The following is a 21,850-nucleotide window of genomic DNA, read 5'->3' as shown; positions in this document are numbered from 1 at the left end:
ATGTCGATAACGAATGAGCAGGAGCTGAATGGGATGAAAAAGATTAGCGAAGTGGTCGCTCTTACTTTGAAAGAGATGATTGCTTTTGCAGCGCCAGGGATGTCTACCAAAACATTAGACAACCATGGGCGAGATATTCTCGAATCGTATGGTGCAGCATCTGCCCCATTCAAAACCTACGGTTTCCCAGGTTGGACTTGCATCAGCGTAGACAAAGAATTTTGTCACGGTATCCCGTCCGATCAGCGTATTCTGCAAGAAGGACAATTGATTAATATTGACGTTTCGGCCGAATTGAATGGATTTTGGTCTGACAATGGCAGCTCATTCGTAGTTGGCAATGTCCCATCGGAGCACGATAATTTATTACAAGCTTCTCGCGAAATACTACACGAAGCTATTGCACAGATCAGCAGCGGTGTGCGCATTTCAGATGTGGGCGAGTTAATGGAGAAATCAGCAAAAAGTAGGGGATATCGCGTGATTAAAAACCTGACGGGACATGGTGTAGGTAGAAGCCTGCATGAAGCACCGCACGAGATTGCTAACTTTCGGGACCGATTCAACCGCGAGAGATTTAAGAAAAACACGACCGTAGCTATTGAGACATTTATCTCAACAGATTCGTCGGAAGCGGTGACCTTGAAAGATGGTTGGACGATGGTCGGAAACAAAGGTGGTTACATGGCACAGCATGAGCATACGATATTAGTAACGGGTGGCAAGCCGCAGATTCTGACTTCGAGTAACGGCGTGTAAATAGAGGTTCTGTTCGGGAAATACCTATGTCTGAACTACTCCAATATATTGTTAGGTATAAGGCACAGGCTTTAGATAGCATTCAATTTTATCTAAGCTTTTTTTGTACGGCGATCATCTTGTTGCATATCGGTTTTGTTCAAGATCTTTTCTGGGCGAATATGCTTGGCCAATCATCGATTGGCCTATTCTATGCCCTTTTTTTTCTAGAATTTATTCGTCTTATTGCCAGTGTATTCGTGCTAAAAACAATTAATGCGACGCACTTTTCCAGTATCTTTCTGAGTGTTTATATGCTCTATGTTATTTTTGTGCGGCATGTTGATTGGGATGGCGAAGTAGATTTTGCACGCGATGAATGGGCTTTTCTTGCTGTAGCTCTTGTTTTCTTAACGCAATTGTCTAAAAATAGCCTGTTTTTAGACAAGTTATATTTCAATCCCACTATTTTATTTGTCAATAGCTTTTTAGCCCTCATTTTACTGGGTACGGTATTGCTCATGTTGCCACGTACATCCGTTGGCGCGCCATTGGCATTTATTGATGCCTTTTTTATGTCGACTAGCGCGGTATGCATTACCGGATTGCAGGTCACGAATATTGCCACCCAGTTTTCCTTCTTCGGCCAGTTTGTGGTCTTGCTGCTGATCCAGATTGGCGGACTAGGCATCATGACTTTTACCGGCTTTTTTGGTTACTTTTTTTCGGGTGGATTTTCGTTCAAAAATCAATTGATGTTTGGCGAAGTGCTGGGAGAGAGCAAACTGAATGAGGTGATTAAAACACTCCTGATGATTATCTTCATCACGTTTTTACTAGAAGCAACCGGAGCGTTCTTATTATTCTTTTCGTTGGATGCTGGTCAGTTTCCACATCTTGGTTACCGCTTGTTCTTTGCGGTTTTTCATGCTATTTCCGGATTTTGTAATTCTGGATTTACGCTGATCGATGGCGGGATGTCCGGCAATGTTTTCCGGTTCAATTATCCATTTCAGTTGGTGCTGTCGAGTATGTTTATCTGTGGCACATTGGGCTTTGGAGTCATTCACAACTTTTACACCTATACCAAGAAAATGGTTACGAGCTTTGTAGATAGATTTATCAGGCGTCGTCGCGTAATACATAAGGCACACAATTTTTCATTCACACATAGGTTTGTTGTGTACTGCAATGTTATTGTGATAGTCTTAGCGACGGTATCCTTTTTTGCATTAGAATATCAGCGTACGTTAGCGGCAGATGAAAGTATTTGGGGAAAGATGACTACCGCATTCTTTATGGCGAACTCCGCGCGGACCGCTGGATTCGAAACGATAGGTGTCGGTTTGTTGTCTATGCCGACCTTAATCATGTCGGTAACATTGATGTGGATCGGATCTTCGCCCGGCTCTACGGGCGGCGGCGTGAAGGTAACGACTATTGCGGTAGCATTGCTCAATGTCGTGTCGCTCGCACGAGGGAAAGAATCTATCGAAATTTTTGGTCGACGCATCTTGCCAGAATCAGTGAGCAAAGCTTTTGCCATCATATTGCTCTCCATACTTTGCATTTTGCTCTGCTTTATTTTTCTCAATGTGACGGATGGCGATCTTGATACGACCGCCTTATTGTTTGAATCCATTTCAGCGTATACTACCTCTGGTCTGAGTTTGGGCATTACTACCGAGCTGAGCTCGGCGGGCAAGCTTGTGGTCATGACGACCATGTTTGTTGGTCGAGTCGGCATGCTGACGCTTTTGGTTGCATTTATCAAAGACTCGTCTAAGAAGAATTATATTTACCCATCAGAAAAGCTGTTATTTTAATGAAGTACATCGTATTAGGACTCGGACATTTTGGAAGATCATTGGCCATACGGCTCACGGAGATGGGACATGAAGTGATTGGCGTAGATGTAAAATTGACTTTGGTAGAGCAATTTAAAGATCGCATCACCCACACGGTTTGTCTGGATACTACGGATCGTGAATCAGTACGATCATTACCACTTAAAGATAGCGATGCGGTGATTGTGGGGATTGGTGAAGATGGTGGAGCTTCTATATTAACGACCGCTTTGCTCAAGCAACTTCAGGTAAAGCGCATCATCGGGCGGGTTATTTCTGATCTGCAAAAAACGGTTCTGGAAGCGATGGATATCGCAGAATATGTGATGCCCGAGGAAGAGGCAGCCACACGATTGGCCATGCGGCTAGACAATATAGATATTGTCGATTCCTTTCAAGTATCCGACAGATACAGCATTATCGAAACGAAAGTGCCGGCTAAGTACGTTGGCCTAACCTTGCAAGAAGCGAATTTGACCAACAAATATAAAGTCATTGTGCTCACCACACTGCGTGATCAGATCGGCACCGCGCTCGGTCAAAATCGGCTTAAACGAGAAGCTACTGGGATCGCCAAGTCTGATACGATGCTGCAAGAAGGCGATGTGTTGGTGCTTTTCGGAGAAATGATGGATATTATGCGCTTGATTCGTAAGGGGGAATAGCTGGAAATACTTCCTTGTATTTTAAAATATTTATATATTTTTGACCCTTAATCGATAATTAATCCAAAAGCGCGCATGAAAAATTGGTTTAAGGAGAATGCCTCCCACCTCACAATTATAGCGATACTCGTCTTACTCGTCTTTTTCTATTTCACGCCGGTTTGGCAGGGCAAAACATTAGCTCAGTCGGACGTCGTGCAAGCAGCTGGTGGCCAAAAGGAGATGTTTGACTTCAAAGCAAAAGATGGGAAAGCACCTTTGTGGACGAACTCGATGTTTGGCGGTATGCCTGTTTACCAAATCTGGTTAGGGCACGAAGCCAACGTCACGACTTATATTTCTAAAGCGCTGCGCGCGGTATTTCCTCCACCAGCAGACATTTTATTGCTCTATCTTTTAGGTGGATATCTATTGTTTAGTGTACTCCGGCTCAAACCTTGGTTAGCCGCGGTCGGTGCCGTTGCACTGGCTTTCTCGTCGTACAATATGATTTATATCGAGGCGGGCCACATGAACAAGGCTTACGCAATTGCTTACATCGCGCCGATTATTGCGTCCATCATTTTGTGTTATCGCGGTTCGTGGCTCTGGGGCGGCTCCTTGTTGGCGCTTTTCATGGCGTTAGAGATTCGCACCAATCACATACAAGTTACCTATTATCTTTTCATCACTTTATTGGTGTTAGTCGGTTTTGAGGTTTATTACGCCATTCGCGACAAAAAGTTAAAGCAATTTGCACAATCTACTGCGGTGCAGTTGGGCGCGGTGCTTGTTGCGGTGCTCGTGAATGCCACGGTACTTTTCCCGACCTACGAATACAGCCAGTTGACTACGCGTGGCAAAGCCAATTTGACGAGTTCGGAAAATGGTGGTGGCACAGAATCTGGTCTTACCAAAGAATATGCTTACGGTTGGTCGCAAGGCGTGGGAGAGAATATTACTTTCTTGATTCCAAATGCGTATGGTGGCCGTTCGGGCGGTGTGTTGGATAAGAATTCTAACGTAGCCAAGTTCGTTAAAGGCCTGAATGTTCCAGAGGCACAAGCCGAGCAGTTTGCGCAATCTATGCCTACGTATTGGGGTGAGAAGATGTTTACCTCTGGCCCTTGGTATTTTGGTGCAGGTGTGATCTTCCTTTTTATTTTAGGAATCGTCATCGTCAAAAACAAGTATAAATGGTGGTTGGTATCTGCAACGGGCTTAACTATTTTCTTGGCCTTTGGAAAGCATTTGCCTTTCATTTCGGATCTGTTCTTCGATTATTTCCCGATGTACAACAAGTTCCGGGCGGTAGAATCCATTTTGGTCATCCCGTCGGTCTTGATTCCTATTTTGGCTATTCTGGCCATAGATCAAATCATTAGCCGTGCGGCAGAAGTCAAGAATTTAGATAAAAAACTACTCTACACTGGCGGTGGTGTAGCGGCGCTTTGTTTGCTGATCGCGTTAATGCCAGATCTATTCCTCAATTTCCGCTCATCTACGCATCAGCAATTAATTGCAACTTACCAACAACAAGTAGGCGATGCGGCCATGGGCAATGAAATCGTCAATGCTTTATTGAAAGACCGTGCGGCCATCGCTAGCGCGGATGCTTGGCGTTCTTTGTTTATTGTACTGATTACGTTTGGAGCTGTTTGGTTCTATATCAAGAAGAAAGCTTCGCTTACCATTATGTTGGCCGTAGTTGGATTAGTGACATTGGCCGACTTATGGACGGTAAACAAACGCTATTTAAACGACGAATCGTTCAATAGTCCGGCAGCATTGCAAGATCATATGCCGAAGCGTGAGGTAGACGACCTAATTTTGATGGATAAAGATCCATCGTACCGTGTATTTGATTTGACGACCAGTCCATTCCAGGATGCGCGCCAATCGTATTACCACAAAAGTTTAGGTGGCTACCATGCAGCGAAGCTGATGCGTTTTCAGGAAGTATTGGAGCACCAGTTTGATGGTGCTATCAATGAAGATGTATTGGATATGTTCAATGTACGCTATGTCATTAGCCGAGACGCCAAAAATAATTCAGAGCGTATCCAACGACGTAGCTCTGCGGCCGGCAATGCGTGGTTTGTTGATCGCATTACTTTCGTAAAAGATAATAACGAGGAAATGAATGCTTTGGATAGTTTTGATCCGCGCAAAGAAGCATTTGTCAACAAAGAATTTGAGGACAAATTAAAAGCAACACAATTGGGCAATAGTGCCAATGCACAAATCAATTTGGTTTCTTACCATCCAGATACGATGCGTTATGAATATACAGCACCACGCGATGCATTTGCTGTATTCTCCGAAGTGTATTACGAGAAAGGCTGGAAAGCGTATGTAGATGGCGAAGAAGTGCCGATCATTCGTGCCGATTATATCTTACGTGCATTGCAGCTTCCTGGCGGCAATCATCAGGTCGAGTTCATCTTCGCGCCACAGTCTATGAAAACCAGCACCATATTATCTACGATATTCTCTATCGTATTGGTATTAGGTATTGGGGTGGCGCTCTTCTGGCATTACCGCAGAAAAAATCAGACGGCTAAAGTCGTTATCAATCATAAATAGCGATCTTATCGCACCATAATACGGAGCGGACAAGATTGCAAAACCTTTAGAATAACCGAAGTTGCGGATCGGTTACTCTAAAGGTTTTTCTATGATGCGGGGTTAGCCCCAGCTGAAGGATAGCGTTACGATGTTTGATAGTAGGATAGCCTTTGTTGCTGAGCCAGTCATAATCCGGATGCTCCGCAGCCAGCTGTTGCATGTACTCGTCTCGATACGTCTTGGCGAGTATAGATGCTGCCGCAATAGATAGGTACTTTCCATCTCCTTTTACGATACACGTATATGGTATGGTTTGATAGGGCACAAATTTATTGCCGTCCACGATGATGTAATCGGCTGGTACATTAAGCATATCCAATGCGCGATGCATCGCTAAATACGACGCCTGATGAATGTTGATTTTATCAATCTCTTCTGCGGAAACCGACGCTACCGCAAAGTCCAGCGCTTCCTGTTCGACCACGGTGCGCAGCTCCAAACGTTTCTTCTCTGATAGCTTCTTAGAATCATTGAGCACCGGATTATAGTAATCTACCGGAAATACCACTGCGGCAGCAAATACTGGCCCCGCAAGGCAACCTCGTCCAGCTTCGTCGCAACCAGCTTCGCGTAAATCACTTTGATAATAAGATAATAAGGGAATAGGAACGTGCATAAGCCACAAATTTAGTGATTTATGTAACTTCTATGTGATAAAATCCCATTTACACTTATTTACACTCCTAATGATTTCTTTTGTGAAAGATTTTGTTCTTTCCGTTACGTATTTTCGCTGCGCCAAAAACAAAAGATTATGACCCCATGAAGACGTTTATTGCAATCCATATCCTATTGTTTTCTGTTTGCGCGGCTTTTGCACAAGCAAGAAAATCTGAGATTAAACTGATCTCTGGTATCGCCGTGGAGGTAGATGGGCAGTTGGACGAGTGGCATGAACACTTAAACTCGGTAGGAGATGTAGAGCCACTTTGGTCTTACGCTATCGGGTATGATGATAAAAATCTCTTCGTAGCCGTCAAAGTGATCGATCCGGTGCTTCAACTGGAAGCGGCAGCACATGGCATATCCGTGATGATTAATCCGGAAGGTAAAAAGAAGGATGGAATGCAGCTGCTTTTTCCGGTTCCGGATGCAGAAACCATTCGGTCGATGCTAGAGACAGGAGATTTTTCATCTACACATGTCCGCTCCTCTCTGATAGCGCGTTCTCGTGGATATAAGGTCAACGATTTCCCAAAAATAGTAGATGGGTTATTGTCACTCAATAATACATACGGTCTACAGGCAATTGTAAAAATTGATGCGGCAGATCATTTGGTATATGAGTCCGTGATTCCACTCGACCAACTTGCGCTAGGCACAGTGGCCAAACCTATTGCTATACAGGTAGCTATCCAAAATCGTTGGAGCCAAGCACCTACATTGACGACGCGTAGCCAACAGGCCAGCGCATCGAGAAGGCAAAGCGCTCCGGCACGCGTAAAGTCGCCCTATAAAGGTAAAACCGAAGTGTGGGTCGTTGATCAGCTTCCTCTTAAATAAGTACATACAGAATTTATGCATAATTTCAAGATCATTTACATAAGCCTATTGGTTCTAATTGCCCAATTTGGTTACGGACAGACAGGCAAAACCGTACAAGGAATGCTGCGCGACACAGAGGCCAGACCAATCTCTGGCGCGACGGTTAAGTTGACTTCGGCTCAGGATTCGATGGTCATAACATCGAGTGCTGCCGGTATTTACAACTTTGATCAAGTCAAAGCAGAACAATTTCAAATCACGGTTAGCAGTCTCGGTTTTGACACGTATTCCAAAGATTTTGAATTTCCTTCTGGACAGCAGAAAATGTTTATTCCCAGCTTTGTGCTCGAAGTAAATTCCAACTTGATTGAAGAAGTCGTGATCTCTGGCGTACTGACCGTGCAAGTAAAAGGCGATACGGTAGAGTATTCTGCTCAAGGGTTGAAATTGCGTGAAGGTGCTGTCGCAGAAGACGCCTTAAAAAGATTACAAGGCGTAGAGGTGGATAAAGATGGAAACGTTACCGCACAGGGTGAATCTGTGACACGTGTGCGTATCAACGGGAAGGATTTTTTTGGCGGTGACGTAAAGACCGCAACAAAAAATCTTCCAGCCAATATCATTGATAAGATTCAGATCGTGGATGATTATGGTGATATGGCCAATATTACAGGTAATCGCACGGGCGATTCAGAAAAAGTATTGAACATACAGATCGATCCTAAATACAATAGCGGGTGGATGACCACATTGCGCGTGGCAGGCGGTACGGAAGATCGCTTCCAGACGACGGGCATGTTGATGGGGATGACCAATAAGACGCAAGTTTCCGTTCTGGGAAACTTAAATAACCTGAATGCTTCGGTCTTTGACTTTCAGACCACGGGAGGAGGTGCCAGAAACCGCACAGGTGGTGGAGGTAGACCTGGAGCTGGACAGTTTGGAAACAACCAGGAAGGAATTACAGAGACCAGTTCTATCGGGGTAAACGTTCGTCATGATTTCAGTGATAAGTTCAAAGTATACGGAAGTTACTCCTTCGAGCGTAACGATAACAATACGTTGTCCAACACATTCAGGGAATATATTGGATTGAATCAAACAGAGGAGGAAGAGGCCAACAATAATAATATAAGAGCAAACCACCGTTTTGAAACCAATATCGAGTGGAACATCAGCGATAAAGATTATATCAAGTTGACGCCGCAATTCGGATTTAACGACAATGCTACTAACAATATGGCAACTTCTATCTTGTTTAGAGATTCGTTACTAGACAATAGTCAGCTACAGAATACATTATCGAACTCTACAGCGCCACGGTACAACATAAGTGGTTTGTACAACAGGAGGTTGAACGATAAAGGCCGAAATTTCTTTATCAATTTTAACATAGATAATTCTGTCACTACACGCGATCTCAACGAAGCATTGGAACGCCTTGTCTATGACCCTGCAAACCAGCAAACTCCGGTCAACGAAATTTATCAGCAGGTTATTCAGGATGTGCAAAACAAAAGCTGGAACGGAGGAACATCGGTATCTTATACCGAGCCACTGACGGATAAAAGCAAGATCGAAGTTACCTACGATTATAACATCAGCGACTACGATAATTCTGACCGACAGCGCGCGGTAGATCGGGATGATAATCCCATTGACGGACTTCCGGGTTCTAACTACAACTATGCCTACGATTATTCGTTCACTACCCATCGGGCTGGAGCCAGCTACATGTTTGAGAACGAAAAAGTCAAATACTCCTTTGGAGCGGCGGTACAACCGTCTCTATTGCGTGGAGATGCCTTTAGTATGAATGACGCAGCCGTTATTAATCGGACGAACCTCAACTTTGTTCCTATTGCGCGTTTTGAATACAAATTTTCACGTCAGTCGAATATTTCGATGAGTTATTCGGGGAGAGCTACAGAGCCAACAGTCACACAGATTTTGCCTTTTGAGGTAACCCGCAACCTGATGACCACAACCGGTAATCCCAATCTGGATCCAGAATTCCGCCATCAATTGCAGTTTCGTGTCCGCGCTGGAGATGTGCAAAAAGGAAAAACTTTCTTCGCGGTCTTGCGTACCGAATTGATCAATGACCGAGTGGTGACTATGAACAAGCGATTCAGCCGACCGGGAGAGGGTATGTACCAATTTGTTGATTACAAAAACGAAACCGATCCGGTATATAGCGTCAATGCATTTTACCATTTTGGCCGGTCGTTAAGCGATAAAACATATAACATCATGTATATGGGTGGTGTGAATTACAATAAGAACGTATCTTATTTGGCCACTGATTCTTTGGTAGCATTGGAAGATTACCGGAAGAATATTGCGAATAATATTGTCCTTACCCAAAACTTATTCTTCCGCTATACGCCATCCGAAAATTTAGAGATCAACCCAGGTGTACGCTTTTCGTACAACATAACGAACGCGTCTCTGCCAGAGTTTGACGCGCCGAACATCACCACGATAGCACCCTCGTTGATTGGCTCGGTCAACCTAGGCCCTAATACGATTTTTGGTGCAGATCTATCCAAGTCGTTTAATCGCGGTTATGCCAACAATGCCAATCCTTTCATTATTAACAGTTATCTTGAACACCGTTTCTTGAAAGGACAGCGAGGAGCCTTACGTCTACAAGGATTTGATTTGCTGAACCAACAGATTAACCTGAACCGTTCTGTAGGAGAGGTGTTGACGGATTCGCAGACAAATCGCTTAGCACGGTATTTTTTACTCTCGTTTACGTTCCGCTTTCAAAAGTTTGCATTGGGATCACCTAGTGAAGGTGATGGATCGTCCAGAGGTATGCGTCGTCCGCGGATGTAGGCAATACCACAAATTTTATTTATAATCGTACCTTTGCGTGCACTTCTTAGTAAAGCAATGTATGGGGTATCATTTAATGCGATTAGACAATGGAATACGTGTGGTGTTGAACCAACAAGCGTCTACCATCACGCATACCTGTCTGATTGTGAATGTCGGTTCTAGAGATGAAGAAGCCGGAAAGTTTGGTATGGCGCATTTTATCGAACATTTATTGTTCAAGCAAACCGCCCGTCGTAACACCAACCAAATCCTTCATCGTCTCGAATCTGTAGGCGGCGACCTGAACGCCTATACTACTAAAGAGTATACTTGTATCCATGCATCCGTTTTGCGGCCATATTTGAGTCGTGCGCTGGATTTGTTTGAAGATATCACCTTTCATTCCACGTTTCCGGAAGCCGAATTGGTGAAAGAAAAAGGCGTGATCTTAGATGAAATGGCGTCCTATCTAGACAGTCCGGAAGAATCCATTATGGACGATTTTGATGATTTGCTTTTTGCAGGCACAGGGTTAGGGCATAATATTCTCGGACTCGAAAAGGATCTGCTCTCTATTACCCAGCAAGATGTAAGAGATTTTATCGCGAACAACTACACGGGCGAAGATATTGCCATTGGTATCTCTGGCGATTACACGCAGAAAGAGGTGGAGCGGATGGTCAATAAGATTTTTACTTTTCCATTGCGGGCATCCCGCAATAAAGCAGCAACACTACCAGCACTACCCGCGCCGACGCATGAGGTGGTTTATAAACCGATCAACCAAGTGCATTATGCCTTGGGTGTGCCTGCTTACGGTATTCACGATTCTAGAAAGACAACCTTAATGCTACTCAATAATATGCTTGGTGGTATTGGTATGAGCTCTATTTTGAATCTTTCGGTACGAGAGAAGTATGGTATTGCCTATACGATAGAATCCAGCTATGCTATGTATGGCGATACTGGTATATTTAGCATCTATTTGGGTACAGACGAAGAAAAGATCGAACGCGCGACGCGACTGGTGCGCAAGGAGCTGAACAAGTTGGCGGCAAAGCCGATCAGTGAAAGCACATTGAGCAAAGCAAAGCATAAATTTAAAGGTCAGATAGCATTGGCTGAAGAGAATAGAATGAGTGTGATCATCGCCGAGACAAAAAACATACTGGACTATAACACCATCATTACTTTAGATGATGTTTTTCAGAACCTTGATTCGGTGACGACCACCAACATACATGAGGTAGCTTTGGATTTGTTCGATCCAGATCGGATGACGTCGTTGTCCTTCTCGCCAGAAGATTAGATAGTGATTGCTTGACAGTATAATTAACGAATAAAAAGAATCAATAACATTTATATGAAGACAGCGTATATTTTTCCAGGTCAAGGCGCCCAGTTTGTTGGGATGGGGCAAGAGTTGTATCAACTGAATGAGGATACGAAAGCCTTATTTGAGCAGGCCAATGATTTGTTAGGCTTCCGAATTACGGATATTATGTTTTCTGGAACAGACGAAGACCTTAAACAAACCAAGGTGACGCAGCCGGCTATCTTTTTACATTCTGTAATCTTGGCAAAGGCATTAGGCGAGCATTTTCAACCCGCTATGGTAGCTGGGCATTCCTTAGGCGAGTTCTCTGCACTAGTAGCAGCAGGTGCTTTATCTTTTGAAGATGGCCTTTTATTGGTTTCCAAACGTGCAAATGCCATGCAGGCAGCTTGCGAAGCACAACCTTCGACGATGGCAGCGATCTTGGGCTTGGAAGATGAAGTAGTAGAGCGTATCTGTGCCGAGATTGAAGATGTAGTTGTTCCGGCGAACTACAATTGCCCCGGTCAATTAGTGATTTCTGGTTCTATTGAAGGTGTTGATAAGGCTTGTTTATTGCTTACCGAAGCTGGCGCAAAACGTGCGTTGAAACTCAACGTGGGTGGTGCATTCCACTCTCCATTAATGGAGCCTGCGAAATTAGAGTTGCAGAAAGCGATTGAAAGTACGAACATTCAGGCGCCGATCTGTCCGATCTACCAGAATGTAGATGCCAAAGCATATACAGATCCTGCAGAGATCAAAGCGAATTTGATTGCTCAGCTTACCGGAGCAGTACGTTGGACGCAAACTGTACAACATATGCTGAATAATGGAGCAGAAAACTTCGTAGAAGTCGGCCCAGGAAATGTGTTGCAAGGATTGGTCAAGAAAGTCAACAGACAGGCAGCTACATCTGCTGCGAGTTTGGAAGCATAATTATAAAGATAGGCCTGTTTAGCGAATAGCTTACACGCAAAAGGGCTGTACATCATGTACAGCCCTTTTGTTTTATATATAGCATTCAACTTATTATAAGTTAAATGCTTGCTTTACTTTATCTACATAGTCTAGTTTTTCCCAAGTAAAGAGATCCACTTCCACTGTTTTCGTTTCGCCGGTGCTACTTTCAAATGTTTTAGAAACCGTCACAGGCGTACGACCCATGTGCCCGTAAGCGGCTGTTTCCGAATAGATTGGATTGCGTAAACCCAGACGTGTTTCGATGCCATATGGCGTCATGTCGAATAGTTCACCGATCTTCTCTGCAATAGCGCCATCGCTCAATCCCACTTTGCTCGTACCATAGGTGTTGACATAGATTCCCATTGGGTCTTTTACACCGATGGCATACGAGATTTGAACCAAAATTTCATCTGCTAAACCAGCCGCTACCAGATTTTTTGCGATATGACGTGTTGCATAAGCAGCAGAGCGGTCTACTTTTGAAGGATCTTTTCCAGAGAATGCACCACCGCCATGAGCTCCTTTTCCACCGTAGGTATCTACAATGATCTTGCGACCAGTCAATCCGGTATCACCGTGCGGTCCACCGATTACAAACTTTCCAGTTGGATTAATATGGTATTTGATATGATCTGTGAAAAGCGGCTGTAGCTCTTCTTTTAACTGCGCTTGTACGCGAGGAATCAAGATATCGATCAGATCCTGCTTAATCTTTTGCTGCATCGCTACCTCGTCGCTATCGAAATCGTCGTGCTGTGTAGAGATCACGATCGTATCAATGCGCAATGGCTTGTTGTTCTCGTCATATTCTAACGTTACCTGCGCTTTTGCATCCGGACGTAGGTAAGTGATTTGCGTATTCTCGCGACGTAGTTCTGCTAATTCGTACAGCAGGCGGTGCGACAGATCCAATGCCAACGGCATAAAGTTTTCCGTTTCGTTGCTGGCGTAGCCAAACATGATGCCCTGATCTCCAGCGCCTTGATCTTGTTTGGTTTGCCGCTCTACACCTTGATTGATCTCATTAGATTGCTCGTGAATCGCCGATAAGATGCCACAAGAGTTGGCCTCAAACATATACTCCGACTTGGTATACCCAATGCGCTGAATCACCTGACGGGTGATCTTTTGCACGTCTAAATAGATGTTAGATTTAACTTCTCCTGCTAATATCACTTGGCCGGTAGTGACTAAAGTTTCAATAGCCACTTTGGAATCTTGATCCCAGGCAAGAAAGTTATCAATTAAAGCATCCGAAATCTGATCGGCAATTTTATCGGGGTGACCTTCCGAAACAGATTCGGATGTAAAAAAATATCCCATGAGTCTTACTTAAACTTTAAATAATTAACGATTTGTAGAGAATGCGGACAAGGTGTTAAAGCATTATTCGAATGGTTTTAGCACTTTTTTTCTGTGGTTGCAATCTCTTTGTCTATCTCGGACGAGATAAAAACGCAAATCAATCCACTTTTTTGTTGCTGCAAAACTACGACTCTTAATTGTATTTGTGAAATGCAATCTAGCATTCGTCCAAATAATAGATTATAATGACAATATTTTTAGCTTATCTTTATAATCCGTAACGAAAATCGATGAATACAAAAAAGAAGATCCTGTTTGTGATCAATCCCATTTCGGGAGGCAAGCGAAAGACGGCATTTAAAAAGCAGATTCTCGACACGCTGGACTTGAGTAAATTTGAGCCTACCTTTCAGCAGACGGATCATGCCGGGCATGCACACGAACTGGCCAAACAAGCAGTTCTTAATAAGTACGACGTCGTCGTTGCAGTAGGTGGTGATGGTACGATTAATGAAATTGGATCCGCATTAGCTGGCACCGACACGCCGTTGGGCATTATTCCTGAAGGTTCTGGAAATGGTTTGGCTCTCTATTTAGGTATACCATTGCATGAAGCGGGAGCAATCCGTCGTATCAATCGTTTTGATATGATGACGGTAGATACCGGTCGTGTGAATGACAGGTTTTTCTTTAATGTAGCAGGAGTCGGATTCGATGCTTCTGTTAGTGATAAGTTTGCCACCGATTCTACACGCGGACCAATAGGTTACTTGCGAACGGTGATGAATTTGCTAGGCTCTTATCGACCCAAGAAATACCAGCTTACAATCGATGGCAAATCGTATAATCGCGAAGCGTTTATGATTAGCGTAGCCAATTCACCACAATTTGGCAATAATGCGTACATAGCACCCAATGCCTCCGTTACGGATGGATTGATCGATGTCTGTATTGTACATAAGTTTCCATTGTACTTGTTACCGATGATGGTATTTCACTTGTTTAATAAGTCTGTCGATCAATCAGAGTATGTGGAAATTATCCCAGGCAGAATTATCAGCATCGATTCGGAAGATATAGGCCCTGTGCATGTAGATGGTGAGCCGCTGGCACTCCAAGCGCCACTAAAATTTACTGTGCAGGAAAAATCCTTAAAGATCATTTGTTAGTATATAGATAGACATGGCGAAGCAAAAGAAGCAACAATATGAGGGAGTCGTATATTCTACGGCCGACGATTTTAATTTTAGCCCGTTCGGTGAGTTGGCGATACAAGAAACGTTACCAAATCAGCAGCAGCAATTGCGCGTAGGCTTGGATCGGAAATCGCGCAAAGGAAAGGTCGTTACAATCGTCGAAGGTTTTAAAGGCCAAGAAAGTGATTTGGAAGCACTTGCTAAGCAATTAAAACAACGCTGCGGTGTAGGCGGAGGAGCAAAAGATGGCGTAATTCTGATTCAGGGAGACTTCAAGCAAAAGCTTATCGATTTGTTAAGTGCTGATAACTACAAAGTTAAAGGTTTTGGCGGATAAAATATCTGTTTAAACACAATAGTATATCAGAAACATCGTTAATAGTAGCACGTGTAATCTATATATGAAAATCGATGAGTAAACACTTACTTAATTTTAACAATTAATAATTTGATAATTTGCATATGAGAAAAAAAATACCTTTCATTGCAAAACCAAAATCAAAATGGGTCTACTTTGGTTATTGAAATAGGATAAAAAAAAGAAAGAGGACTGCTGGATCTATTTCATTACAGATATATTGGAGTAATTTTATGGAATTGTGGCACGGGAATTTTATTTTTATCATAAAATAGTATATTTGTTTTGAGGTACATCAGTAAAACGACTTATTTCTTATTAAAATCTTGAATTAAACTATAATAATTAACAACAGTAAAATCTAAAAATTAGTAAAATGGCAAACGCACCAAAAACAACAAGTCCTGCTAAACAAGAGGGAGGAAATTCGGGTAATTTATTTGCAAGTTTAGCGATTATCATATGTTTGATAATTGGTTATTTAGTTTATCAGTTTGTGATGGGATCACCAAGTAACTTTATTGACGGAGATCCAGCAAACCAACCTTTGCCAGGAAATTATTATGGTATGGTTTACCATGCGGGTTATGTGGTACCGGTTCTTTTAGGCTTATTCTTAATGGTATTTGTATTCTCTATCGAGCGCTTCATTGTAATTGGTAAAGCTTCTGGTACTGGAAACGTAGGTAACTTCGTGCAAAAAGTACAAGGCTTATTGAGAGCACAAAACATCGATGCAGCAATCTCTGAGTGTGACAAACAAAAAGGTTCTGTAGCGAATGTAATCAAAGCGGGCTTGTTGAAGTACAAAGATGTTCAAGCTAACCCAGGACTAGATGCAGAAAAATCTGTATTGGCAATCCAAAAAGAAATTGAAGAAGCAACTACATTAGAAATGCCAATGTTGGAGAAAAACTTAACAGTACTGGCAACATTAGTGTCTATTGGTACATTGACAGGTTTGTTAGGTACAGTAACAGGTATGATCAAGGCCTTCTCTGCACTAGCAACAGGTGGTACACCAGATTCAGCTAAATTGGCGAATGGTATCTCTGAGGCCCTAATCAATACGGCAACAGGTATTGGTACATCTACCATTGCGATTATCTTCTACAACATTTTGACTTCTAAAATCGATACATTGACTTACTCGATTGATGAGGCAGGTTTCTCTATCGTACAGACTTACGCTGCAAACCACAAGTAAGATATATGATGAAATTATTTTAGATTTCTTTATGGAATCTAAAATAATTAATCATCATTAAGAGGTAGTGAGTTAAGTAAGTAATTTTAAAGAAGACAGAAATGGCAAAAGCAAAAGTAAAAAGAGCAAGTACATCCATTGACATGACAGCCATGTGTGATGTGTCATTCTTGCTTCTTACCTTCTTCGTATTGACGGCTACGGCACGTCAACCGGAGACATTACAAGTGGATACGCCAGCCTCTACTGTGAAAGAAAAACTAGTTGGTGACAACATCGGCATGATTACAGTAGGTGATGATGGTAAGATTTTCTTCGGATTGAAAGATCCCGAGATTCGTCGCGAGACCTTGAAGAATGTTGGCGCAAAATACAAAGTCAATTTTTCTGAAGAGGAATATGAAAAGTTTATTGCGGCAGACGATTTTGGTGTGCCAATCCGTTCGTTAAGACAACTACTTTCGTTACCTAAGAGCGAACAAACGGTGGAGATTCAGCCCGGTATTCCGGTAGATTCGACAGAAAACGAGTCAAACGAACTTTACCACTGGGTGCAGCAGGCAAGATTAGCAACTGTAAAGGTAAATCGCGATCGCGAAAATGACCAACGTGATTTCGTGAATCCGGGACCAATGCAGGTGGCTATCAAAGCAGATGCGGAAGAAAAATACGCAGTAATGAATTTGATCATCGAGACGCTGAGAAACCAAAAGCAAAACAAATTCAGTTTTGTAACCGGTTTGAGAGCGGAATAAGAAAATAGGAAAATGGCAGAATTAAATCAAGATTCCGGCGGCGGCAAAAAAGGCGGCAAAGTAAGGTCAAAGAAAAACGGTGGAAAGGTCGATTTGACCGCCATGGTGGATCTAGCATTCTTATTGATTACGTTCTTTATGTTGACGACATCACTAAACACGCCGCAGGCGATGGATGTAGCGATGCCGGATAAAAACAAAGATCAAAACGAGCAAAATCCAGATATTGATATCGCAGATAACCGCTCAGTGACGCTATTATTGGGATCCGATAACAAGTTAGTATGGTATTATGGCCAGCTAGCAAAACCGATTACCGCGCCTACCGTGGTCGATTATAGTGCGGAAGGTCTTCGCAAAATATTGATCGAGAAAAAAGCGCAAGTGCCTAAGGTAGCAGGTGGTAAGGATCTAATTGTAGTAATTCGCCCGAGCGATCGATCTGTTCAACGGAATCTCGTCGATGTTTTAGATGAAATGAAAATCGTGGATATTAAGCGTTTTACGATTTCGAAGATCAAAGCAGAAGAAGTATCTGTTTTGGAGTCAAACGGAATCTATAACAACAATTAATCCCGTATAAATAGAAAGATATGTTTGGATCTAAACTAGATTTGTTCAAGAAGGAGTGGCTAGAAGTCGTCTTCGAGGACAGGAACAAAGAATACGGCGCTTATGAATTGCGCAAGAATGCTTACAAAGCAACCAATATGGGTTTGCTAGCAATAGTCTTGATCGTGACCATCATTAGCTTACCCAAAGTATTCGGCTTTAGTTACTTCCCCGCGGGAGAACCCAAAGAAGAAATAGAATATACAGAGGTAACACTGGAGGATTTGGATATTCCAGAGCCAGAGGAAGAGGAGGAAGAACCGATTGAAATCGAAGAAACTCCGCCTCAAAAAATCGCGGAAGAACCACCAGCACAAGACCTTATTCGTTTTCCGGATGTCAATGTGGCTGATGCCAAAGATGTAAAGGAAGAGATCGTTTCTCAAGAAGAAATTAAAGAGAAAAATGCTACTCCGGCACGTTTAACCTTAAAAGGAACTCCAGGAGCTACTGGTGTACCAACAGGTGAATTTGGTCCGAAAAAAGTAGAAGGCGCTATTACTGGTAGTACAAAGGGTGATCCTGATGGCGACGCAGATCCAAATAAGATCTTTACGTCGGTAGCGGTAGAGCCAGAGTATCCAGGAGGTATGGCAGCATTCCGTAAGTACGTGGAAACGAGTTTCCAATATCCTTCAGGTGCGATCGATGCCGGTGTTAAGGGAGCTGTTGAATTGACATTCGTTGTCGAGAAAGACGGATCACTAACCGATATCAAGGTATTGAAAGATTTAGGATATGGAACCGGTCAGGCAGGTGTAAACTTGTTGAAACGTTCCAAAAAATGGAAACCAGGTATTCAAAATGGTCGCCCAGTACGTGTTCAATATAGATTACCAATCTCGTTGAACTTACAAAACTAATAATATACTCATGTCGGAAAATCGACGTATATCAAATTACAGACGGAAATCGCCCACACAGCGATTTCTGTCTATTTTAGGGCTGGCGATGTTCTTCTTTTACTTCGCCTTAGGTTTGGTAGTGATCTTCTGGGAAGAGCTTCCTATGCAAATCGATCCTACCTATCGAAAGCTTTTTGGAGGTCTGCTCATCGTGTACTCATTTTTACGATTTGCTAGGCTTTGGCAGAATAATTTTAGAGATTAACATTAATCCTTTTTTATTTTCTAATCTTATATTACAAATGGCAAATTATTTGAACATATCATTATTTTGCGCAGCATTCTTAGGATTAGCTGCTTGCACCAATAACTCTGGAGATGGAAGTGGGCAAGTTGCGGAGACTCCATTAGCTGATGATAGGAATGATATTCTGACGGGTAGCATGACCGTTATTGTAGACGAATCTGTGGCAGAGCTGATGGAAGAGCAATTGGATGTTTTTCGGTCGTCATACACCAACACAAAAGTGAATTTGGTAAAAGATGCCGAACGTCCAGCGATCAACCGATTGCTCAATGGCGAAGGAAGTATCGCTGTGTTGAAGCGTAAGCTAACGGAAGCCGAAGCCAAAGGATTTACACAGCGTTCTATCAAGCCACGTATTTTTGCGGTCGGATACGATGCTGTTGTTTTTGTAACCAATGCACAATCTTCGGATTCCACGATCAGTTATACCCGTATCGGCACTCTACTTAGTGGAAATGCTAAAGACGGAAATAGTTTGGTATTCGATAACATAAATTCTAGTTCGTTACGTTTATTAAAGGAAGTGACGAATGTGGATAAGGTGAGCGCAGCACAGGTTACAGCCGCAGGTTCTCCAGTAGAAGTTTTGAATATTGTGCAAAACAAGTCAAATACAATTGGTGTTTTAACCTTAAATCAGTATTTGGCACAGAGAGATTCATTAGGCAGTCGCAATAAAATTCGTATATTGAGCGTAAGTAAAAAGGATAATGGTGTTGCTTATCGTCCTTCACAAAGTACGTTAGGCGATGATACCTACCCTCTGAAGCATGAGTTCTTTGTGTTGAATTATCAACCAAATATGGGTTTGGGAATCGGCTTTTCGGCCTTCCTAACCGGCGATCGTGGCCAGCGTGTGGTATTGAAGTATGGGCTTTTGCCTTTCACAATGCCTGGTCGGCAGTTGATCATTCGAGACGAAGCAAATTTTAATAGGTAAACAACAAGAATTAGGAATAGATTATGACAAAAAGAGAATTATTTTTAGGACTATTAATGGCCGGTGTAGCGGGCGGTGCCAGTGCACAGAAGTTGAAGGATGCGCAGGATGCTATGCAAGTCGAGCAATATGACAAAGCTAAAACCATATTGCAGGAGTTGATTCAAAAGAAGCCTAAAGATGCGGATAACTACTTTTATCTAGGTCAAATTCATTTGGTGAATGATAAAGTAGATTCTGCTCAAATTGTATTTCAACAAGGAGCTGCAAGCAATCCGAAGGATGTATTAAACACCGTAGGATTGGGTTCAGTTGATTTGCAAAAAGGTGATAAGGCTGCGGCAGAAAGCAAATTCACACAAGCTACTTCTAATTTAGGTAAGAAGGATTATTTGCCTTTGTATTTCACAGGTCGTGCCTACATTGCGGCACCAACGCCAGATTACACAAAAGCGATTGAATACTTAACGCAAGCAAAAGAGAAAAATGCGAAGGATGCAATGATTCCTAATGCATTAGGTGATGCTTATGCTGGATTGCGCGAAAGTAATCAAGCGTATATTAGCTACCGTGATGCGTTGAGTTTGGATGAAAGCTTAATCGCTCCAAAAATCGGACAAGCTGTAATCTCTCGTTGGGCGCAAGCTTATGATGTGGTTATCGAAGATTTGAACAACTTAATCACTGAAAATCCAACATACGCGCCATTGTACCGTGAGCTAGCTGAGACGTATTACTACTCTTCACTAAAAGCGGCGGAAGAAGATTACCGTGAGATCAACCAAAAAGGTTTAGATGCGTACAAAAAGTATCTAGAAGTTTCTGGAGACCAATCTATCGACGCACAAGTTCGTTATGCCGATTTCTTGGTATACACGGGTAACTACGAAGAGTTAAAAACAGTAGCTCAACGCTTAAGCAGCATTCCTGGTGTCGATCCAAAAGTGTACCGTTACTTGGGTTATATCACATTCTTGCAAGAGAAAGATTATGCGAAAGCAAGCGAGTACATGGACAAGCTTTTTCAAGAAGTAGATGAAAACAGATTGATTGGGCGTGACTTTTTGATTGCTGGTCTTGCTGCCGTATCTAATGGAGACGAGGCGAAAGGTTCTGAATTACTAAAAAAGGCGGTAGAAAAACAAGGTGAAGACGAGGATTTGGATTCAGAAATTGCGGAAACTGCTTTCGCGAAATACCAAGACGGAGAGCAAGACATCGCGATGAAAATCTTTGCAATTCCTGCGGCTAATCCAGAGTCTGATTACTACTATGACTCTAATTACTATTTGGGTACTACAGCGTATACCGAAGGATCTAAATTGTACATTGGTCAAGGTGGTGAGCCAGAAGATAAAGGTGCAGCTAACTTAGAGGCGGCTAGACCATATTTAGAGAAAGCGATCAAAGCCTTCGAAGTAGTCTTGGGAGCTAAGAAACCAGAAACTATCGAGAAATACCTAGTAAACGCGATGTATTTCAAAGGACTTTCAGAGCTAGCATTAGATAACTTGCAGTTTGATCCTGAGGCACATCAAGGTTTATTTGTTCCTACATTCGAGCAATTAGCAGCTATGTTGTCAGAAAAAGCAGAATTGCCTGATGCGCAACGCGGATATCTAGTAGATGCTTACAACTACTTAGGATACCACACCTATTTCAAAGGTGACATGGCAAAAGCAAAATCATATTTCGAAAAATCTTTAGCGATTGATCCAGAAAATGAGACAGCAAATGCATTCGTTAGTCAAATGTAATTGACGACATTTAGATACATTCTAAAAGGGCTGATATTTATATCAGCCCTTTTTTTTTACCCTTTATTTTTATATATTTGATAGAGAGAAGATAAGGGGATTCTAACACGATTATAATA

The 21,850-nt window shown here is 42.6% G+C and carries 19 protein-coding genes; 17 read left to right on the top strand and 2 right to left on the bottom strand.

Annotated features, from left to right (window positions below; genetic code table 11):
- The 4 genes from map to AC3IRT_RS17375 all read left to right on the top strand — a co-directional run bounded on the left by map (nt 1) and on the right by AC3IRT_RS17375 (nt 5,815).
- Nucleotides 1–759, top strand: coding sequence for a type I methionyl aminopeptidase (map, locus tag AC3IRT_RS17390; RefSeq protein ID WP_489394463.1), 759 nt, complete (start codon nt 1–3; stop codon nt 757–759).
- Nucleotides 760–785: 26 nt separating this feature from the next.
- On the top strand, nt 786–2,564 hold the full coding sequence (locus tag AC3IRT_RS17385; protein WP_489394462.1) for a TrkH family potassium uptake protein: 1,779 nt from the start codon (nt 786–788) through the stop codon (nt 2,562–2,564).
- Nucleotides 2,564–3,250, top strand: coding sequence for a potassium channel family protein (locus AC3IRT_RS17380; RefSeq protein WP_489394461.1), 687 nt, complete (start codon nt 2,564–2,566; stop codon nt 3,248–3,250). Before AC3IRT_RS17385 ends, AC3IRT_RS17380 begins: the two co-directional genes overlap by 1 nt.
- A 75-nt stretch (nt 3,251–3,325) precedes the next feature.
- Nucleotides 3,326–5,815, top strand: a complete 2,490-nt coding sequence (locus tag AC3IRT_RS17375; RefSeq protein WP_489394460.1) for a YfhO family protein — start codon at nt 3,326–3,328, stop codon at nt 5,813–5,815.
- Nucleotides 5,816–5,861: 46 nt separating this feature from the next.
- On the opposite strand, the gene rnhB is transcribed toward AC3IRT_RS17375, so the two are convergent.
- Nucleotides 5,862–6,473, bottom strand: coding sequence for a ribonuclease HII (gene rnhB, locus AC3IRT_RS17370; protein WP_489394459.1), 612 nt, complete (start codon nt 6,471–6,473; stop codon nt 5,862–5,864).
- Nucleotides 6,474–6,619: 146 nt separating this feature from the next.
- Here rnhB and AC3IRT_RS17365 point away from each other — a divergent pair, with 146 nt between their 5' ends.
- The 4 genes from AC3IRT_RS17365 to fabD all read left to right on the top strand — a co-directional run bounded on the left by AC3IRT_RS17365 (nt 6,620) and on the right by fabD (nt 12,422).
- The gene (locus AC3IRT_RS17365; protein WP_489394458.1) at nt 6,620–7,360 is read left to right on the top strand and encodes a hypothetical protein; all 741 of its coding nucleotides are present in this window, start codon (nt 6,620–6,622) and stop codon (nt 7,358–7,360) included.
- A gap of 15 nt (nt 7,361–7,375) precedes the next feature.
- Entirely contained in the window at nt 7,376–10,186 is a 2,811-nt protein-coding gene (locus AC3IRT_RS17360; protein WP_489394457.1) for a TonB-dependent receptor, read from the top strand.
- 61 nt (nt 10,187–10,247) lie between these two features.
- Nucleotides 10,248–11,477, top strand: a complete 1,230-nt coding sequence (locus AC3IRT_RS17355; protein WP_489394456.1) for a M16 family metallopeptidase — start codon at nt 10,248–10,250, stop codon at nt 11,475–11,477.
- Nucleotides 11,478–11,531: 54 nt separating this feature from the next.
- Entirely contained in the window at nt 11,532–12,422 is an 891-nt protein-coding gene (gene fabD / locus AC3IRT_RS17350) for an ACP S-malonyltransferase (RefSeq protein WP_489394455.1), read from the top strand.
- 93 nt (nt 12,423–12,515) lie between these two features.
- Here the strand turns inward: fabD and metK are convergent, their stop codons facing one another.
- A complete protein-coding gene (metK, locus tag AC3IRT_RS17345; RefSeq protein ID WP_489394454.1) occupies nt 12,516–13,772 on the bottom strand; it encodes a methionine adenosyltransferase in 1,257 nt (418 codons plus the stop codon).
- Nucleotides 13,773–14,044: 272 nt separating this feature from the next.
- Between metK and AC3IRT_RS17340 the strand changes: the two genes are divergently transcribed.
- The 9 genes from AC3IRT_RS17340 (at nt 14,045) to AC3IRT_RS17300 (ending at nt 21,731) form a co-directional block, all read left to right on the top strand.
- Entirely contained in the window at nt 14,045–14,923 is an 879-nt protein-coding gene (locus tag AC3IRT_RS17340; protein WP_489394453.1) for a diacylglycerol/lipid kinase family protein, read from the top strand.
- A 13-nt stretch (nt 14,924–14,936) separates the two neighbouring features.
- A complete protein-coding gene (locus AC3IRT_RS17335; protein ID WP_489394452.1) occupies nt 14,937–15,287 on the top strand; it encodes a translation initiation factor in 351 nt (116 codons plus the stop codon).
- Nucleotides 15,288–15,684: 397 nt separating this feature from the next.
- Nucleotides 15,685–16,515: a MotA/TolQ/ExbB proton channel family protein gene (locus AC3IRT_RS17330; protein ID WP_489394451.1), complete on the top strand. Its 831-nt coding sequence runs from the start codon at nt 15,685–15,687 to the stop codon at nt 16,513–16,515.
- Nucleotides 16,516–16,616: 101 nt separating this feature from the next.
- Nucleotides 16,617–17,270 (top strand): ExbD/TolR family protein, encoded by a 654-nt coding sequence (locus tag AC3IRT_RS17325; RefSeq protein WP_489394450.1) that lies wholly within the window; start codon nt 16,617–16,619, stop codon nt 17,268–17,270.
- A 12-nt stretch (nt 17,271–17,282) separates the two neighbouring features.
- Nucleotides 17,283–17,843 (top strand): ExbD/TolR family protein, encoded by a 561-nt coding sequence (locus AC3IRT_RS17320; RefSeq protein ID WP_489394449.1) that lies wholly within the window; start codon nt 17,283–17,285, stop codon nt 17,841–17,843.
- Nucleotides 17,844–17,863: 20 nt separating this feature from the next.
- Nucleotides 17,864–18,745 carry an energy transducer TonB gene (locus AC3IRT_RS17315; RefSeq protein WP_489394448.1) on the top strand — a complete coding sequence of 294 codons (882 nt, stop codon included), beginning with the start codon at nt 17,864–17,866 and terminating at the stop codon, nt 18,743–18,745.
- A gap of 10 nt (nt 18,746–18,755) precedes the next feature.
- Nucleotides 18,756–18,992 carry a hypothetical protein gene (locus AC3IRT_RS17310; RefSeq protein ID WP_489394447.1) on the top strand — a complete coding sequence of 79 codons (237 nt, stop codon included), beginning with the start codon at nt 18,756–18,758 and terminating at the stop codon, nt 18,990–18,992.
- Nucleotides 18,993–19,029: 37 nt separating this feature from the next.
- Nucleotides 19,030–19,974 carry a PstS family phosphate ABC transporter substrate-binding protein gene (locus tag AC3IRT_RS17305; RefSeq protein ID WP_489394446.1) on the top strand — a complete coding sequence of 315 codons (945 nt, stop codon included), beginning with the start codon at nt 19,030–19,032 and terminating at the stop codon, nt 19,972–19,974.
- A gap of 23 nt (nt 19,975–19,997) precedes the next feature.
- On the top strand, nt 19,998–21,731 hold the full coding sequence (locus tag AC3IRT_RS17300; RefSeq protein ID WP_489394445.1) for a tetratricopeptide repeat protein: 1,734 nt from the start codon (nt 19,998–20,000) through the stop codon (nt 21,729–21,731).
- Nucleotides 21,732–21,850: the final 119 nt, after the last annotated feature.

The sequence above is a fragment of the Sphingobacterium sp. KH_072 genome (assembly GCF_057837975.1).
Note: the sequence above shows the minus strand (reverse complement) of the source record. Positions and strands in the feature narration are given on the sequence as shown.

What these genes read in the sequence shown, in the direction of transcription:
- map (WP_489394463.1), top strand. Translation starts at nt 1, where the DNA reads ATGTCGATAACGAATGAGCAGGAGCTGAATGGGATGAAAAAGATTAGC.
- AC3IRT_RS17385 (WP_489394462.1), top strand. Translation starts at nt 786, where the DNA reads ATGTCTGAACTACTCCAATATATTGTTAGGTATAAGGCACAGGCTTTA.
- AC3IRT_RS17380 (WP_489394461.1), top strand. Translation starts at nt 2,564, where the DNA reads ATGAAGTACATCGTATTAGGACTCGGACATTTTGGAAGATCATTGGCC.
- AC3IRT_RS17375 (WP_489394460.1), top strand. Translation starts at nt 3,326, where the DNA reads ATGAAAAATTGGTTTAAGGAGAATGCCTCCCACCTCACAATTATAGCG.
- rnhB (WP_489394459.1), bottom strand. Translation starts at nt 6,473, where the DNA reads ATGCACGTTCCTATTCCCTTATTATCTTATTATCAAAGTGATTTACGC.
- AC3IRT_RS17365 (WP_489394458.1), top strand. Translation starts at nt 6,620, where the DNA reads ATGAAGACGTTTATTGCAATCCATATCCTATTGTTTTCTGTTTGCGCG.
- AC3IRT_RS17360 (WP_489394457.1), top strand. Translation starts at nt 7,376, where the DNA reads ATGCATAATTTCAAGATCATTTACATAAGCCTATTGGTTCTAATTGCC.
- AC3IRT_RS17355 (WP_489394456.1), top strand. Translation starts at nt 10,248, where the DNA reads ATGGGGTATCATTTAATGCGATTAGACAATGGAATACGTGTGGTGTTG.
- fabD (WP_489394455.1), top strand. Translation starts at nt 11,532, where the DNA reads ATGAAGACAGCGTATATTTTTCCAGGTCAAGGCGCCCAGTTTGTTGGG.
- metK (WP_489394454.1), bottom strand. Translation starts at nt 13,772, where the DNA reads ATGGGATATTTTTTTACATCCGAATCTGTTTCGGAAGGTCACCCCGAT.
- AC3IRT_RS17340 (WP_489394453.1), top strand. Translation starts at nt 14,045, where the DNA reads ATGAATACAAAAAAGAAGATCCTGTTTGTGATCAATCCCATTTCGGGA.
- AC3IRT_RS17335 (WP_489394452.1), top strand. Translation starts at nt 14,937, where the DNA reads ATGGCGAAGCAAAAGAAGCAACAATATGAGGGAGTCGTATATTCTACG.
- AC3IRT_RS17330 (WP_489394451.1), top strand. Translation starts at nt 15,685, where the DNA reads ATGGCAAACGCACCAAAAACAACAAGTCCTGCTAAACAAGAGGGAGGA.
- AC3IRT_RS17325 (WP_489394450.1), top strand. Translation starts at nt 16,617, where the DNA reads ATGGCAAAAGCAAAAGTAAAAAGAGCAAGTACATCCATTGACATGACA.
- AC3IRT_RS17320 (WP_489394449.1), top strand. Translation starts at nt 17,283, where the DNA reads ATGGCAGAATTAAATCAAGATTCCGGCGGCGGCAAAAAAGGCGGCAAA.
- AC3IRT_RS17315 (WP_489394448.1), top strand. Translation starts at nt 17,864, where the DNA reads ATGTTTGGATCTAAACTAGATTTGTTCAAGAAGGAGTGGCTAGAAGTC.
- AC3IRT_RS17310 (WP_489394447.1), top strand. Translation starts at nt 18,756, where the DNA reads ATGTCGGAAAATCGACGTATATCAAATTACAGACGGAAATCGCCCACA.
- AC3IRT_RS17305 (WP_489394446.1), top strand. Translation starts at nt 19,030, where the DNA reads ATGGCAAATTATTTGAACATATCATTATTTTGCGCAGCATTCTTAGGA.
- AC3IRT_RS17300 (WP_489394445.1), top strand. Translation starts at nt 19,998, where the DNA reads ATGACAAAAAGAGAATTATTTTTAGGACTATTAATGGCCGGTGTAGCG.